The following is a 15,033-nucleotide window of genomic DNA, read 5'->3' on the forward strand; positions in this document are numbered from 1 at the left end:
TTAGTAATAGAGAATTGAAGTATTGTTATGGACTTGCAACAACTACTATAAATTCATTATCATGGAGACAGACTGAGAAGAGAAGGAGTAATGGAAATACATGAATGAAGTAAAGCTTTCGAAACGATTAGAAGAAGTTGTGAGGGAGATTCCTGTAGGCTCTACAGTAGCTGATATTGGATCGGATCATGCGTATTTACCGTGTTATACAATTATAAATAATATTGCTACAAAAGCAGTTGCAGGAGAGGTTGTAGATGGACCGTTTCGCTCTGCACAAGCAACTGTAGCTGAAAGTGGCTTACAAGATAAAGTAGACGTTCGTAAAGGGAATGGATTAGCTGTTATAGTGCCAGGAGAAGTAGATGTTATTACGATTGCTGGTATGGGTGGAGCGTTAATTCGTGACATTTTAGAAAGTGGTAAAGAAAAATTAGAAGGTGTAACACGTTTAATCTTACAGCCGAATATTGCAGCACACCATATCCGTGAATGGTTTATTGAAAATGGATGGGAGCTTATCCGTGAGAAAATTGTAATAGAAGACGGAAAGATTTACGAGATTTTAGTCGGAGAGCGAGGAGATACAGCAGTACCTTACTCTGGAAATAAACAAGCTGAATTGTTTATGGGTCCATTTTTAATAAAAGAAAAAAGTGAAGCTTTTATTGAAAAGTGGGAAGGGGAATTGAAAAACTTCCAAAATATTTTAAAACAGTTAGAACGTGCAGCAGAGTCTGAAGAGACAAAAGCGAAGCGTGCAGAAGTAGAAGCGAAAATGAAAATGATAGGAGAGGTTTTATCATGAGTAAAATTCCGAATGGTCATGAAATTATTTCTTTGTTTGAAGGTATGTATCCGAAGCATTTAGCGATGGAAGGGGATAAGATTGGCTTACAGATTGGAGCGCTTAATAAACCTGTCCAGCACGTATTAATCGCGTTAGATGTAACTGAGGAAGTTGTGGACGAGGCGATCCAATTAGGAGCGAATATCATTATAGCGCACCATCCTTTAATCTTTAATCCATTAAAAGCGATTCATACAGATAAGGCGTACGGAAGAATTATTGAAATGTGTATTAAAAATGATATTGCGGTTTATGCCGCACATACAAATGTAGATATTGCTAAGGGCGGGGTAAATGATTTACTTGCTGATGCGTTAGGGTTACAAAATACAGAAGTATTAGCTCCTACATATGCAGAAGAAATGAAAAAAATTGTTGTATTTGTTCCAGTAACCCATGCAGAAGAAGTGCGCAAAGCTCTTGGAGATGCGGATGCAGGTCATATCGGTAATTATAGCCACTGTACGTTCGGTAGCGAAGGGGTAGGTACGTTTATCCCTCAAGAAGGTACAAATCCTTATATCGGAGAAACTGGGCAGTTAGAACGTGTGGAAGAGATACGTGTCGAAACGATTATTCCAGCTTCATTACAAAGAAAAGTTATTAAAGCGATGTTGGCAGCCCATCCATATGAAGAAGTGGCATATGATGTATATCCGCTTGATAATAAAGGTGAAACATTAGGTCTTGGTAAAATAGGGTATTTACAAGAAGAAATGACGCTTGAGCAGTTTGCTTTACATGTGAAACAATCATTACATGTAAAGGGTGCAAGAGTTGTTGGAAAGTTAGATGATAAGGTGCGTAAAGTAGCTGTACTTGGTGGTGACGGTAATAAATATATAAACCAAGCGAAATTTAAAGGAGCAGATGTATATGTAACAGGTGATATGTATTATCATGTTGCTCACGATGCGATGATGATTGGTTTAAATATAGTCGATCCAGGACATAACGTTGAAAAAGTAATGAAGCAAGGTGTACAAAAACAATTGCAAGAAAAAGTAGATGTGAAAAAATTCAATGTACACATTCACGCTTCGCAGTTACATACAGATCCATTCACATTTGTATAAGAAAAATAAAAACCGTTGCTCATGTAGGCAACGGTTTTTATTATTGTTCTTTTTTCACTTTTACACGAGGTAGTATCTTTTGAAGTGGTACTTTTCGAATTCTGTCCCATGTAGCTGGATTCATTGGGTCATATTGATCTAAGAAAGCAATAACTTCTTTTGTAATTGGCGTTGGAGTAGAAGCACCTGCTGTAACAGCTACGTTTTCTACACCTTGTAGCCATTCTAATTGGATTTCACTTACGTCTGCAACGCGGTATGCTGTCGTACCAGCGATTTCTTGTGATACTTGTGCTAAACGGTTTGAGTTGTTACTTTTCGGATCACCGACAACAATTGTTAAATCTGCAACATCAGCTTGTTTAGCGACAGCTTCTTGGCGAACTTGAGTTGCTAAACAAATTTCCTTGTGGAATTCTGCTGTTGGGAATTTTTTCTGAATGTCCTCCATTAAATGTTGAACATCCCATTGACTCATTGTTGTTTGATTCGTAACTAAAATTTTATCCGTTGGAATTTCTAGTGTTTTTAAATCATCAGCTTTTTCGATAAGATGAACGATATCAGGTGCGATACCAACTGCGCCTTCTGGTTCTGGATGATTTTTTTTGCCGATATAAATGACATGGTATCCTTCAGCTTTCTTTGCTTCGATAAGGTCATGTGTTTTTGTAACATCTGGACAAGTTGCATCAATTGTCGTTAAACCTTTTTCTTTTGCACGTTGTTTAACTTCTGGAGAAACACCGTGTGCAGTGAAAATAACAGTACCAGAATCGATTTTATCTAAAATTTCTAATCGACTTGGACCGTCTAATGTAATGATGCCATCCTCTTCGAAAGCATCTGTGACATGCTTATTGTGAACAATCATACCTAAAATATAAATGGGTCTCGGTAATGATTTATCTAATGCGGCGTTACGTGCAATAACCATTGCGTCAACAACACCATAGCAATAACCACGAGGGGAAATTTTAACAATCTTCATGTGAGTAATCCTCTCCTTCTAAACAAGGGATACTTTTGTGCATAGTCCATTACATTATAAAGGAGGAGTGGATAGAAAACAAAGGATTGTTACACATATAGTTTTGGTTTTGTTGCTGATTGTTGAACGGGTTCTTTCGGAACCTCTTTTTCTATTACCGGTTCAAGCACTATTTTTTTTCGTTTCCTTTTTGGAGGTGGAGGAGGTGGAGTTGCTACCTCAACCTGTTCTGTTGCATCTTCAGTTTGATTTTCTTCCGTACTTTTTCCAGAGGTGAGGATTTTAACAATGCTTGGTAGACTACGCATAATGGGACCGTACTGTTCGACAACAGGACCGACAGATTGCACGACTTGAGATACTTTTTCGATATTATTTATCATATTAGTTGGGTTCGAAATTAAATTTGAAAAAAAACTACCGATGCCGCTGCTAGATGCCGCTGCAGTTGTAGCTGACGCAGCACCACGTGTATCATTTGATTCATACATTTGAGGTGGTATCATCTGCTCTGGATATTGCTGCATGTATGGTTGATATTGTTGTGTATATTGTTGTGTATATTGTTGTTGGTATGGCTGTTGCTGTTGATATTGGGGCGGCGGTTGTTGGTGCATCATCGGTGGCCCTTCCATTTGTCGATAAGGAGGGACCATTTGCATGAAAGGTTCGGTTGGATCGTGTTTTTTAAAGAGTTTAGCAAGGAAACCTTTCTTTTTTTGAGCCATCGGTGGTAGTTGTGGAATCGGATATGGTGTGTAAGATTGTTGTCCTCGATTCGGATACATTTGTCTTATAGGGGATTTCGGAAACATGTGGGAAATCCTCCTTTCTTCAGTTAGGTATATACACATACAATATGCAATGGAAGGAAAGAAGGTTAGTTTTTGAGATAAAAACCTAAACTAAAGATGGATTTTACTTGTAGATTTCGATATAATGTAGACTTGACTGATTTGTGCGCAGTAGAAATTTTAGAAAGAAGGTGTAACTTATGACACTACAAACTTTTACACAGTATGATTTTAAACCATTTTTAATAGATGCAGTTCGTGAACTACGCTTTACAGAGCCAACAGGAATTCAAAAGAAAATTTTCCCGGTCGTGAAAAAAGGTGTGAGTATAATTGGACAATCCCAAACTGGTTCTGGGAAAACACATGCATACTTACTTCCTACATTAAACAGAATTGATGCAAGTCGTGAAGAGGTACAACTTGTTATTACAGCGCCTACTCGTGAGTTAGCACAACAAATTTACGAAGAAATTGTGAAACTAACAAAGTTCTGTGCGGAAGATCAAATGATTACAGCACGCTGTTTAATTGGTGGAACTGATAAACAACGATCAATTGAAAAGTTGAAAAAACAACCTCATATTGTAGTTGGAACGCCAGGACGTATTAAAGATTTAGTAGAAGAAAAGGCGCTATTTGTCTATAAAGCGGATACTATTATTGTCGATGAAGCGGACTTAATGCTTGATATGGGATTCATTCAAGATGTAGATAAAATTGCGGCACGTATGCCTAAAAATCTGCAAATGTTAGTTTTCTCTGCAACAATTCCTCAAAAATTAAAACCATTTTTGAAGAAATATATGGAGAATCCAGAACATATTCATATTAATCCGAAGCAAGTTGCAGCAGGAAATATTGATCATTACCTTGTGCCTTCAAGACACCGTAATAAAACTGAATTAGTGAAAAATATGCTACTTCAATTTAAACCATATTTAGCAATTGTCTTTACAAACACAAAGAAGAAGGCTGACGAAGTAGCCGATGGATTAGCAGAACGTGGATTAAAAGTAGGGCGTATACACGGTGATTTATCACCACGTGATCGTAGAAAAATGATGAAACAAGTTCGTGATTTAGAGTTCCAATACATTGTCGCAACAGATTTGGCGGCACGCGGTATTGATATTGAAGGAATTAGCCATGTTATTAACTATGAACTTCCACCAGATTTAGATTTCTTCGTTCACCGTGTTGGAAGAACTGCACGTGCGGGTCATTCAGGTATTGCAGTGACGATTTATGATCCAGCAAATGAAGAAGCGTTAGATAGTTTGGAAAAACAACGTCATATCGAGTTTAAACATGTAGATTTACGCGGAGATGAATGGGCGGATTTAGGTGACCGTCGTCGTCGTAAGAGCCGTAAAAAACCAAGTGATGGACTAGATGTTATGGCAACAAAAGTTGTTAAGAAGCCGAAAAAAGTAAAACCAAACTATAAACGAAAACTTGCAACAGAACGTGACAAAGTGAAGAAAAAATATAGCAATAAAAAAAGATAAGGGATTTCCCTTATTTTTTTTTATCTCACTGCTTGAGAGAAAGTCGATTAATGTAGACTAATAATTAGTGAGGGGTAGAAAAAACGTTGACTAAAGTTTCGCTTTATTGGGTTAATTTAAGTGTAGAGTTCAGATTATTTGAATAGTCTGTTTGATTTATGTAGTGCCTTTTGTGTGAACAAACAATTCGCTACATATTTCTACAAATTATGCTATCATTATATCTATTGTATATTGAAGAGGTGATTGTATGTTAAAGATTGGATCTCATGTTTCTATGAGTGGTAAGAAAATGTTATTAGCAGCAAGTGAAGAGGCTGTTTCATACGGTGCAACGACGTTTATGATTTATACAGGTGCACCGCAAAATACACGAAGAAAACCAATTGAAGAATTGAACATAGAAGCAGGAAGAAAACATATGGAACTAAACGGTATTGAAGAAATTATCGTACATGCGCCATACATTATTAATCTTGGGAATACGACGAAGCCAGAAACATTCCAATTAGGTGTAGACTTCCTTCGCATGGAAATTGAAAGAACATCGGCATTAGGTGTAGCGAAACAAATCGTTCTTCACCCAGGTGCGCACGTTGGTGCAGGAGCGGATGCTGGTATTCAACAAATTATTAAAGGGCTTAATGAAGTATTAACGCCAGAGCAGACGGTTAACATTGCGTTAGAAACGATGGCAGGAAAGGGAACGGAATGCGGTCGTAGCTTTGAAGAAATTGCGAAAATTATTGATGGTGTGAAATATAATGAAAAACTATCTGTATGTTTTGATACGTGTCATACGCATGATGCAGGTTATGACCTTGTAAATGATTTTGACGGTGTGTTAAACGAATTTGATAAAATTGTTGGGATAAATCGTTTACAAGTACTTCATATTAACGATAGCAAAAATGTACGCGGAGCTGGAAAAGACCGTCATGAAAATATTGGTTTTGGTCATATTGGCTATAAGGCATTGCATCACATTGTGCATCACCCACAACTTACGCACGTACCAAAAATTCTTGAAACGCCGTATGTAGGTGAAGATAAAAAAGATAAGAAGCCACCATATAAATTAGAAATCGAAATGCTGAAAAATGGTACTTTTGATGAAGGAATTCTTGAAAAAATTAAAGCGCAATAAGGAGGGGATTTTCCCCTCCTTATTTTAATAGCTGCTGAAATAAAATATTTACTTGTTGGGCAGTGGCAGGAGTAGTTACTTTAGCGATTTGTTTTAACAAATCTAGTCGCTCGGTATTATCGTAAATGTTAATGTTTTTCCCTTTCATAAGTAAAACGATTTTATCAGCTTGTGCAGTTGTGATTGGAACTTCGTATTCTTTACTATATTTCAATAGTTCTTTTGTAGAAATATGATTTAATTTTTTGTTCACAATTTGTTTAATGAGGTTCATCGTGTTGTCCTCCTTCACACGTTCTTCTATCGAAATATATGTACGCATAGCTTGTACATATTCGTATCAAGGTGCATTTTTTCAATGAGGAAAAGAAGCTTATGTTATAATATAAGAACAAAACTATAGATAAAGAGTATAAGGAGGACTTATGGAAAAAAAGCAACATCGAAAAGAAAGTGTTATTCATCTTGTATATCGTTTAGTTATGATTGTCTTTGGGGCAGCGTGTGCGGCGGTAGCGATTGAACTGTTTTTAATGCCAAATAAAATTATTGATGGTGGAATTATTGGTATTTCTCTTATATTAGATTATCTTACTCCTAATATTTGGTGGTTAAGCTTTTCTACTTTAGTTGTTATCCTCAACATTCCTTTTATGTACTCCGGGTATAAGCAAATTGGAAAAACATTCATGTTATCTTCAGCATTTGGAATTGTAGCTTTAGCATTTATTGAATCAACGTTGCATGCTATCCCGCCATTTACAACAGAGCCGATTTTAGCAACAGTTTTCGGCGGTCTTATTTTAGGGATTGGTGTAGGACTTGTTATTCGTCATGGTGGATCGTTAGACGGGACCGAGATTATGGGAATTCTATTAACGAAGAAATTACCGTTTTCTGTTGGTGAATTCGTAATGTTTGTGAACTTATTCATTTTTGCATGGGCAGCATTTGTTTTTGGTGTTGAACAAGCGATGTATTCTGTTATGACGTACTATATCGCATTCAAAACAATTGATACGGTAATTCAAGGATTAGACGAAACGAAAGCAGTTTTAATAGTATCGGATCAATATGAGGAAGTATCAAATGCGATTTTACACCGCCTTGGTCGTGGAACAACAAAACTTGTTGCTAAAGGTGGCTATACAGATAAAGAAAAAGAAGTTATTTATGCAGTTGTAACACGTCTGGAAGTGACGAAGTTAAAATCAATTGTGCATGAAATTGATGAAAACGCATTTGTTACGATTATGAATACACAAGAGACAAATGGTGGTAAGTTTAAATCAGCAATTCACTAAAAAGTTAATTGTAATATCTTTTGAAAGCAGAGAATTATTCTCTGCTTTTTGTTATAATAATAAGGTTTCTTGAAATAAAGAATATATTTTAGGCAGATTGGTTTACAACTATAATAAGCTGTACTATAATTCAAATAGAGATAAATCGGAATCATTCTGAATTAAAATAGGTGAGATGCTATGAATAATATATTGGAAATAGAAGGATTAACGTTTCGGTATGAAGATCGCAACGTGTTAGAAGATATTAATTTGCAAGTTCCGAAGGGAGCTTTTTTAGGTTTAGTTGGACCGAATGGTTCAGGGAAATCGACTTTACTTAAATGCTTATTGGGTGTTTTAAAACCAAAGCAAGGAAGTATTAGATTGTTTGGCATTGATAGTAAGAAATTTAAAGAGTGGAATAAAGTTGGTTATGTATCCCAAAAGGCAAGTAGCTTTAACTCAGGTTTCCCGGCAACTGTTTTCGAGGTTGTTTCAATGGGGCTCGTTTCGAAAAAAGGGCTTTTTCGCTTTTTTACGAAAGACGATAATGCGAAAGTAGAAAAAGCGATTGCTGATGTAGGTATGAGCGAGTTTCGAGGTCGCAACATTGGAGAACTTTCTGGTGGACAACAACAGCGTGTATTTATTGCTCGTGCACTTGTAAGTGATCCGGAATTGCTTATTTTGGACGAGCCTACTGTTGGGATTGATGTGAAGAATGTGGCAAGTTTTTATGAGATACTAGAGGATTTAAACAAAAGATTGGGAATTACGTTAATTCTTGTTACACACGATATGGGTGCTGTAACAGAGAAGGTGACGCATGTTGCATGTTTGAATCAGCATTTACATTTCCATGGGAATGTAGAGAAATTCCGAGAGTTAGAAGATGCAGAAATGTCGATTTTATATGGACATCATGTTCATCGCTTAGAACATGAACATGGGCATCACGGGAGGATATAATGATACAGGATTTTTTACAATATGATTTTTTACGTAATTCCTTATACGCTGGTATTTTAATAGGGCTTGTCGCACCACTTATCGGCGTGTTCGTTGTAATTCGCCGCATGTCGCTTATTGCGGATGCATTAAGTCATGTGACGTTATCAGGAATTGCAGCAAGTTTATTACTTGAAAAGACAATCTTTACCGGTGGGTTTTTAAACCCTTTATATATGGGGATGTTTTTTTCAATCGGTGGAGCATTGCTAATTGAAAAATTACGTACTGTATATAAACATTATCAAGAGTTAGCAATCCCGATTATACTTTCAGCGGGGATGGGGATTGGAGTTATCTTCATCTCACTTGCTAATGGATTCAATACGGATTTATTTAGTTATTTATTTGGTAGTGTAAGTGCTGTAACAAGTGCGGATTTAATTATTATTGGTATAGTAGCAATTGTTGTTATTGCGACGATTGTTTTATTATACAAAGAGTTGTTTTTACTATCATTTGATGAGGAATACGCTGTATCAACCGGTTTAAGTGCAAAGTGGATTCACTTTATCTTCATTATATTAGTTGCTCTTGTAATTGCGGTATCAATGCGTGTTGTAGGTGTTCTTCTCGTATCATCTTTAATGACGTTACCAGTTGCAGCAAGTATTCGTATTGCAAAAGGATTTAAACAAACAATTTTCTTTTCCATTTTATTTGGTGAAATTGCAGTAATTGGTGGAATGTTTGCTTCGTATCAACTTGATTTAGCTCCAGGTGGTACAATTGTTATGATAGCGGTTCTTATTTTAATTGGTGCAATTTTATGGAAAAAGAAAAAAACTGCATAAAGTAGGGATAGGTATGAATCTAACAGAAGCTTTACGCCTAATGAAGGAAAAGGGATACAAACATACAGGGAAAAGGGAAGAAATGCTGAGATTATTCGCAGCTCATAATCGTTATTTAACTGCGAAAGATGTTTTAGAGCATATGAAGGGTGATTATCCAGGACTTAGTTTTGATACGATTTATCGTAACTTAACGGTTTTTGCTGAAGTCGGTGTTTTAGAGCAAACGGAATTAAATGGTGAAAAGCATTTCCGTTTTACATGCTCCATTATGGAACATCATCATCATTTCATTTGTTTAGATTGTGGTGGTACAAAAGAGATTAATTCCTGCCCGATGGATTTTATGAATAAAGATTTTAAAGGTTATGAGGTAACGGGGCATAAGTTTGAAATATATGGTCGTTGCCCAAAATGTGCAAAATGAGAGGGCTCGTCAGTTATATAACTGACGAGTTTTTAATTTGAATGTAAAAAAAGGTTGCTCACAAAAATTGTGGCAACCTTCTTTTTATTGTTCTTGTTTTTCTTTTTCTTTTTCTTTTTCTCGTTCGGCAGCCATTTCAGCAGCGATTACATCAATTTCTTTTTTCAGTTCTTCTACCATTGTTTCTTCTGGTACTTTACGAACGACTTGCCCTTTACGGAATAATAAACCTTCTCCGCGTGCACCGGCAATACCGATGTCAGCTTCACGAGCTTCACCAGGACCGTTTACGGCACAGCCGAGTACTGCAACCTTAATTGGAACTTTAAGTGTGGAGATGTATTCTTCGACTTCATTAGCAATGCTAATTAGGTCGATTTCAATACGACCACAAGTTGGACAAGAAATAAGTGTTGCGGCATTAGATGCAAGACCGAATGATTTTAATAGTTCACGTGCAACTTTTACTTCTTCAACTGGATCAGCGCTTAAAGAGATACGAAGTGTATTTCCGATGCCTTTACTTAAAATTGCTCCAAGACCGGCGGCGCTTTTTACAGTCCCAGCAAACAATGTTCCTGATTCTGTAATACCTAAATGTAATGGATAATCAAAAGCGCGAGCAGCTTTTTCGTATGCTTCAATTGCTAAGTTAACATCAGAGGCTTTCATTGATACGATAATATCGTGGAAATCTAAGTCCTCTAAAATTTTAATATGGTGCAGTGCGCTCTCGACCATACCATCAGCAGTTGGATATCCATACTTTTCTAAAATATGACGTTCTAATGAGCCGGCATTTACACCGATACGGATTGGAATGCCACGCTCTTTCGCTGCATTTACAACAGCTTCTACTTTATGGCGACGTCCAATGTTACCTGGATTGATACGTACTTTATCAATGCCGCCTTCGATTGCTTTTAAAGCAAGGCGGTAATCAAAATGAATATCAGCAACAAGTGGAATGTTGATTTGTTTTTTAATATCAGCAATAGCATTTGCTGCGCGTTCGTCTGGAACAGCAACACGAACAACTTGACAGCCAGCTTCTTCTAAACGTTTAATTTCAGCAACTGTAGCCTCAACATCATGCGTTTTTGTTGTCGTCATACTTTGTATAATTAATTCATTGTTACCGCCAATTGTTAAATTACCGACTTTAACTGGACGTGTTTTTGTGCGTTGAGTCATTTCATTCACGAATTGATCGCTCTCCTTATAAAAGAAGTTTCTTATTTTAGTCCCTTACATCAATGATAGTATGTGTGAGAAAGGGCTATAGAAACCAAAGTACTCGGTTTCACTTTTACTATTGTATCAGCGCCTTTATGTAATTGACAAGGATTAAGTGATTGCTTATTGATATAAGGGGAATTTATAAGACTTTCCAACTTGGATTTTTGTAGCAGATGTATTTTTATTTAATTGCTTAAAATCATCAATTACTTTTTCAATAGAAGGAATTTTTTTCTTATTAATCGCTTCTGTAATAGAAAGAACTGTATCGCCAGTTTTTACTTCGATTGCTTTATAAGCTGTATCCGTTTCTTTTTCTTTTTCTGTTTCTTTCTCTTTATTTTGTTTTGTATCTGTATTTTCTTTTTTTATCGTTTGGGCAGCAGATGTTTTTTTGTATGAACTTAACATCGGTAAAGTACCGATTTTTATGTCGTAATAAAATATATAACCGAGGACAAGCACGAATAAGAGTACACCTAATCTCTTCATATCCTTCACTCCTTTGCTAGGAATATATGCTTGTCCAAAAAAAAAATGCCTATTTAGGCATTTTTTTATAGTTCTTGTTTTTCTTTCGGCTTTGGAACTTCTTTAATTGTTAAGTATAGAACGATTAAAACAACTGCAATGTAAATGAATGTTGCGCCAGGTACGTTTATTTTGAATAAATCCATAATCATAAAGAAGATTGTTGGAATTGTGTAGCTGTAAGCAGTTAATGTCCAAACTTGTTTATAAGATAATTTGCGTTGACCGCTCATCGCAGAACCGATGAAGGCAAGCAATGTAACTCCTACAAAGGTAATAAATAATTGGAACAAGTACAGTAAGAACCCAATAACGAATAATAAGATTGGATAAATACTGTCAAATAACGAAATGAAATCTTGTAAATCTTTTTTCTCAAGAGATGCGCCTAATAAGTCATTATAGGAGTATGTTTGTGTTTGACCATTCCCCATGGAGACTACTTTATCTTTTAAAACAAATAAACCTGTTTTATTTTGATATTTTTCTAAGTCTGTTGAATTTGGATCAAATACGAAAAGGGCATTTCCATCTTCTTTTTCGATAGGTTGATCAATATCAGCTGTTAGCTCGCCATTTTCAATTTTAAAATCAGGTAAATCTTTTTCGATTACTTTATTTACCATGTTAACACCATCTTGAATAACGCTACCGTACAAGAAAGTTCTTGGAATAGTAGTGATTAGGCAAAGAAGCATAATATACAAAATGGTTTTACCGATTTTTTGAAAACGGAAAAGCGCCATATCTTTAGGCGAATATACGCTTTTTGCTAGCTGTGTAAAAATGGACATAGATTCACTTCCTTTATGTATGTATAAAATCATTGTAACGTACGAATCTAGAGAAGCTCAAGATATATTATATTTACATATAGTAGAGAGGACTAAATTCCTTCTTATTAATTTACTTCTTTTAGTAGAGAAAAATACAATTGACACTTTTCTTTCGTATATGGTAAATTTATCTTACATTTTTCAAACGATATATCCGATTGGAATTTAGTTGTTTTTAATGGTACATACATAATCGTGGACCCTTAGCTCAGTTGGTTAGAGCAGACGGCTCATAACCGTCCGGTCGTAGGTTCGAGTCCTACAGGGTCCATATCCATTTCATATGTTTATTATATCAGCAGGAAGCTTCCTTGTAGAAGGAAGCTTTTTTTCGGAATATATGAGCATTTTAATTGAAAAGAAGTGGGAATTTTGCTACTTTAATGATAGCAAGACAAAGCGATTTATTTGTTTGCACCCTATGGCAATTAGGGTAGAATGAAGTTGTAGGTCACATATGTAGTGACAATACATAAACCGGGAGGAATATAACAATGGCAAAACACGAATTACCAAATTTACCTTATGCGTATGATGCTTTAGAACCTCACTTTGATAAAGAAACAATGAACATCCATCATACAAAACATCACAACACGTATATTACAAACTTAAACGCTGCTTTAGAAGGTCATGCAGAATTAGCTGACAAAAGTGTTGAAGAATTAGTTGCAAACTTAAACGAAGTACCTGAAGCAATCCGTACAGCAGTACGTAACAATGGTGGCGGACATGCTAACCATACATTCTTCTGGACAATCCTATCTCCAAACGGCGGGGGACAACCAGTAGGCGAACTTGCAACTGCGATTGAAGCGAAATTCGGTAGCTTCGATGCATTCAAAGCAGAATTCGCAAAAGCTGGCGCAACTCGCTTCGGTTCTGGTTGGGCTTGGTTAGTAGTAAACAATGGTGAGTTAGAAGTAACAAGCACTCCAAACCAAGATTCTCCTCTAACTGAAGGTAAAACTCCAGTTATCGGTTTAGATGTTTGGGAGCATGCTTACTACTTAAATTACCAAAACCGTCGTCCTGACTACATCGGTGCATTCTGGAACGTTGTAGATTGGAACGTTGCTGAAAAACTTTACCAAGAAGCAAAATAATTAAAGTTAATACAGCTAGAAAAAAGCTAGGGAGTTTTCTCCTAGCTTTTTTCTATGTTCTCCTTTTACATAATTGAGCTTGTCTTTGGAAGACTAGAACATGAAGTAAAGGAGAGTTGTGTATGAAGTGGAAACATGTAATCGGTGATGTTGAAGTGAATCGGGATTTAGTATTATTGCTCGTTATAGGAGGTTTATACACGCTCGCAATTTCTTTATCGAATACGTTTGTAAACATTTATTTATGGAAGCAAACACAAAATTATGTGAATCTGGGCTTGTATAATTTGGCCAGCGTTGTATTGCAGCCTCTAACATTTCTTGTGGGCGGGAAATTAGCGAAACGTATTGATCGCTCGATTTTATTGAGAATCGGTGTAGGCACGTTAGCTGTTTTTTTTATCGTCGTTTTAGTAGCGGGAAAAAGTGCATCTCACTATATTTTATTAATGGGAGCCCTTTTAGGAGTTGGTTATGGTTTTTATTGGCTCGCTTTTAACTTGTTGACATTTGAGATTACAGAACCAGAAACAAGAGATTTTTTTAACGGTTTTCTAGGACTTCTTACATCGTTCTCTGGAATGATTGGACCGATAGCAGCAGGATATACAATTTCACGTATGGAAAAATGGAGTGGTTATACTGTCGTTTTCTTCCTCTCGTTAATGCTATTTGCGGTTGCAGTCGTTCTAAGCTTTTTTTTATCGAAGAGGGAATGTGAAGGACGCTATGAAATTGTGCAAGTATTGAAAGAGCGGCAAGTTGATGAAAACTGGGGAAGAATTACGCGCGCTCATTTCTTCCAAGGTTTGAGAGAGGGAACGTTTATTTTCGTCATTTCGGTATATGTCTATTTAGCATCTGGTAGCGAGTTAGCACTAGGGAAATATAGTTTAGTGAATTCTGCAGTATCATTTGTATGCTATTATTTAGTTGCTCGTATGTTAAAGAAAGAATGGCGAAAAAAAGCAATTTTACTTGGTGGCATTATTTTATATGCGGTCGTATTTTTAGTTATTTTTAATGTTACATATACGAAATTACTTATTTATGCAGCATGTATTGCGGTTGCATATCCGATTTTACTCGTTCCGTACGGCTCAATGACATACGATGTAATTGGTAGAGCAAAACAGGCGAGAGAATGGCGTGTAGAATATATAGTGGTCAGGGAATTATGGTTAAATGCCGGAAGAATTTGTTCCATTTTAAGTTTTTTATGTGCTGTCATATTTTTTCCGCCTGAAAAAAGTTTACCTTTCTTACTATGTATTTTAGGAGCTGGACATTTTCTTATTTATTTTGCAATTAAAAATGTCAAATATGATGAGGGGAATGTGAACAAAACCAGTGTTGTAGCGCAAGGAAGCACACAGAATCAAACTGAACCAGAAGGTTAACTTATCGCGTGTTTTATGCTAGAATAGAAAAAGATGT

16 protein-coding genes and 1 tRNA gene are annotated in these 15,033 nt (G+C 36.2%); 11 read left to right on the plus strand and 6 right to left on the minus strand.

Annotated elements, in window-relative coordinates; all coding sequences use genetic code 11:
• Window positions 1-100 precede the first annotated feature (100 nt).
• Together JFU20_RS20980 and JFU20_RS20985 are read left to right on the plus strand one after the other, a co-directional pair.
• Window positions 101-808 carry a tRNA (adenine(22)-N(1))-methyltransferase gene (locus JFU20_RS20980; protein ID WP_002034049.1) on the plus strand — a complete coding sequence of 236 codons (708 nt, stop codon included), beginning with the start codon at window positions 101-103 and terminating at the stop codon, window positions 806-808.
• Window positions 805-1,926, plus strand: coding sequence for a Nif3-like dinuclear metal center hexameric protein (locus JFU20_RS20985; RefSeq protein ID WP_002190694.1), 1,122 nt, complete (start codon window positions 805-807; stop codon window positions 1,924-1,926). Before JFU20_RS20980 ends, JFU20_RS20985 begins: the two co-directional genes overlap by 4 nt.
• Window positions 1,927-1,966: 40 nt before the next feature.
• Here the strand turns inward: JFU20_RS20985 and JFU20_RS20990 are convergent, their stop codons facing one another.
• Together JFU20_RS20990 and vrrA are read right to left on the minus strand one after the other, a co-directional pair.
• Complete coding sequence (locus tag JFU20_RS20990) at window positions 1,967-2,917, minus strand: 4-hydroxy-3-methylbut-2-enyl diphosphate reductase (protein ID WP_002015175.1); 951 nt, start codon at window positions 2,915-2,917, stop codon at window positions 1,967-1,969.
• Between the two features lie 89 nt (window positions 2,918-3,006).
• Window positions 3,007-3,732, minus strand: coding sequence for a VrrA/YqfQ family protein (gene vrrA, locus JFU20_RS20995; protein WP_002184950.1), 726 nt, complete (start codon window positions 3,730-3,732; stop codon window positions 3,007-3,009).
• 179 nt (window positions 3,733-3,911) lie between these two features.
• On the opposite strand from vrrA, the gene JFU20_RS21000 reads away from it, so the two are divergent.
• Entirely contained in the window at window positions 3,912-5,222 is a 1,311-nt protein-coding gene (locus tag JFU20_RS21000; protein ID WP_002015172.1) for a DEAD/DEAH box helicase, read from the plus strand.
• A gap of 250 nt (window positions 5,223-5,472) precedes the next feature.
• Window positions 5,473-6,369: a deoxyribonuclease IV gene (locus JFU20_RS21005; protein WP_002088660.1), complete on the plus strand. Its 897-nt coding sequence runs from the start codon at window positions 5,473-5,475 to the stop codon at window positions 6,367-6,369.
• Between the two features lie 19 nt (window positions 6,370-6,388).
• Here the strand turns inward: JFU20_RS21005 and JFU20_RS21010 are convergent, their stop codons facing one another.
• Window positions 6,389-6,643 (minus strand): DUF2624 domain-containing protein, encoded by a 255-nt coding sequence (locus tag JFU20_RS21010; RefSeq protein ID WP_002088657.1) that lies wholly within the window; start codon window positions 6,641-6,643, stop codon window positions 6,389-6,391.
• A 151-nt stretch (window positions 6,644-6,794) separates the two neighbouring features.
• Here JFU20_RS21010 and JFU20_RS21015 point away from each other — a divergent pair, with 151 nt between their 5' ends.
• From JFU20_RS21015 to JFU20_RS21030, 4 genes are all read left to right on the plus strand, one after another.
• Window positions 6,795-7,673: a YitT family protein gene (locus JFU20_RS21015; protein ID WP_002015168.1), complete on the plus strand. Its 879-nt coding sequence runs from the start codon at window positions 6,795-6,797 to the stop codon at window positions 7,671-7,673.
• Window positions 7,674-7,853: 180 nt separating this feature from the next.
• On the plus strand, window positions 7,854-8,624 hold the full coding sequence (locus JFU20_RS21020) for a metal ABC transporter ATP-binding protein (RefSeq protein WP_002015167.1): 771 nt from the start codon (window positions 7,854-7,856) through the stop codon (window positions 8,622-8,624).
• On the plus strand, window positions 8,624-9,457 hold the full coding sequence (locus JFU20_RS21025; RefSeq protein ID WP_002015165.1) for a metal ABC transporter permease: 834 nt from the start codon (window positions 8,624-8,626) through the stop codon (window positions 9,455-9,457). The genes JFU20_RS21020 and JFU20_RS21025 overlap by 1 nt, the downstream gene beginning before the upstream one ends.
• 13 nt (window positions 9,458-9,470) lie before the next feature.
• The gene (locus JFU20_RS21030; RefSeq protein ID WP_002015164.1) at window positions 9,471-9,884 is read left to right on the plus strand and encodes a Fur family transcriptional regulator; all 414 of its coding nucleotides are present in this window, start codon (window positions 9,471-9,473) and stop codon (window positions 9,882-9,884) included.
• A gap of 84 nt (window positions 9,885-9,968) precedes the next feature.
• On the opposite strand, the gene ispG is transcribed toward JFU20_RS21030, so the two are convergent.
• The 3 genes from ispG to yqgB all read right to left on the minus strand — a co-directional run bounded on the left by ispG (window position 9,969) and on the right by yqgB (window position 12,448).
• Entirely contained in the window at window positions 9,969-11,078 is a 1,110-nt protein-coding gene (gene ispG / locus JFU20_RS21035) for a flavodoxin-dependent (E)-4-hydroxy-3-methylbut-2-enyl-diphosphate synthase (RefSeq protein WP_162208025.1), read from the minus strand.
• Window positions 11,079-11,243: 165 nt separating this feature from the next.
• Entirely contained in the window at window positions 11,244-11,615 is a 372-nt protein-coding gene (locus tag JFU20_RS21040) for a hypothetical protein (protein ID WP_002088653.1), read from the minus strand.
• Window positions 11,616-11,680: 65 nt separating this feature from the next.
• Window positions 11,681-12,448, minus strand: a complete 768-nt coding sequence (gene yqgB / locus JFU20_RS21045; protein ID WP_002034056.1) for a protein YqgB — start codon at window positions 12,446-12,448, stop codon at window positions 11,681-11,683.
• A gap of 239 nt (window positions 12,449-12,687) precedes the next feature.
• Between yqgB and JFU20_RS21050 the strand changes: the two genes are divergently transcribed.
• The 3 genes from JFU20_RS21050 (at window position 12,688) to JFU20_RS21060 (ending at window position 14,996) form a co-directional block, all read left to right on the plus strand.
• Window positions 12,688-12,761, plus strand: a tRNA-Ile gene (locus JFU20_RS21050).
• A gap of 223 nt (window positions 12,762-12,984) precedes the next feature.
• Window positions 12,985-13,596: a superoxide dismutase [Mn] gene (gene sodA / locus JFU20_RS21055; protein ID WP_001052029.1), complete on the plus strand. Its 612-nt coding sequence runs from the start codon at window positions 12,985-12,987 to the stop codon at window positions 13,594-13,596.
• A 122-nt stretch (window positions 13,597-13,718) separates the two neighbouring features.
• Window positions 13,719-14,996 carry an MFS transporter gene (locus tag JFU20_RS21060; protein WP_201038871.1) on the plus strand — a complete coding sequence of 426 codons (1,278 nt, stop codon included), beginning with the start codon at window positions 13,719-13,721 and terminating at the stop codon, window positions 14,994-14,996.
• Window positions 14,997-15,033 lie beyond the last annotated feature (37 nt).

It is taken from the genome of Bacillus sp. TH30 (assembly GCF_016650875.1).
Classification (GTDB): domain Bacteria; phylum Bacillota; class Bacilli; order Bacillales; family Bacillaceae_G; genus Bacillus_A; species Bacillus_A mycoides.

What these genes read in the sequence shown, in the direction of transcription:
- JFU20_RS20980 (WP_002034049.1), top strand. Translation starts at nt 101, where the DNA reads ATGAATGAAGTAAAGCTTTCGAAACGATTAGAAGAAGTTGTGAGGGAG.
- JFU20_RS20985 (WP_002190694.1), top strand. Translation starts at nt 805, where the DNA reads ATGAGTAAAATTCCGAATGGTCATGAAATTATTTCTTTGTTTGAAGGT.
- JFU20_RS20990 (WP_002015175.1), bottom strand. Translation starts at nt 2,917, where the DNA reads ATGAAGATTGTTAAAATTTCCCCTCGTGGTTATTGCTATGGTGTTGTT.
- vrrA (WP_002184950.1), bottom strand. Translation starts at nt 3,732, where the DNA reads ATGTTTCCGAAATCCCCTATAAGACAAATGTATCCGAATCGAGGACAA.
- JFU20_RS21000 (WP_002015172.1), top strand. Translation starts at nt 3,912, where the DNA reads ATGACACTACAAACTTTTACACAGTATGATTTTAAACCATTTTTAATA.
- JFU20_RS21005 (WP_002088660.1), top strand. Translation starts at nt 5,473, where the DNA reads ATGTTAAAGATTGGATCTCATGTTTCTATGAGTGGTAAGAAAATGTTA.
- JFU20_RS21010 (WP_002088657.1), bottom strand. Translation starts at nt 6,643, where the DNA reads ATGAACCTCATTAAACAAATTGTGAACAAAAAATTAAATCATATTTCT.
- JFU20_RS21015 (WP_002015168.1), top strand. Translation starts at nt 6,795, where the DNA reads ATGGAAAAAAAGCAACATCGAAAAGAAAGTGTTATTCATCTTGTATAT.
- JFU20_RS21020 (WP_002015167.1), top strand. Translation starts at nt 7,854, where the DNA reads ATGAATAATATATTGGAAATAGAAGGATTAACGTTTCGGTATGAAGAT.
- JFU20_RS21025 (WP_002015165.1), top strand. Translation starts at nt 8,624, where the DNA reads ATGATACAGGATTTTTTACAATATGATTTTTTACGTAATTCCTTATAC.
- JFU20_RS21030 (WP_002015164.1), top strand. Translation starts at nt 9,471, where the DNA reads ATGAATCTAACAGAAGCTTTACGCCTAATGAAGGAAAAGGGATACAAA.
- ispG (WP_162208025.1), bottom strand. Translation starts at nt 11,078, where the DNA reads ATGACTCAACGCACAAAAACACGTCCAGTTAAAGTCGGTAATTTAACA.
- JFU20_RS21040 (WP_002088653.1), bottom strand. Translation starts at nt 11,615, where the DNA reads ATGAAGAGATTAGGTGTACTCTTATTCGTGCTTGTCCTCGGTTATATA.
- yqgB (WP_002034056.1), bottom strand. Translation starts at nt 12,448, where the DNA reads ATGTCCATTTTTACACAGCTAGCAAAAAGCGTATATTCGCCTAAAGAT.
- sodA (WP_001052029.1), top strand. Translation starts at nt 12,985, where the DNA reads ATGGCAAAACACGAATTACCAAATTTACCTTATGCGTATGATGCTTTA.
- JFU20_RS21060 (WP_201038871.1), top strand. Translation starts at nt 13,719, where the DNA reads ATGAAGTGGAAACATGTAATCGGTGATGTTGAAGTGAATCGGGATTTA.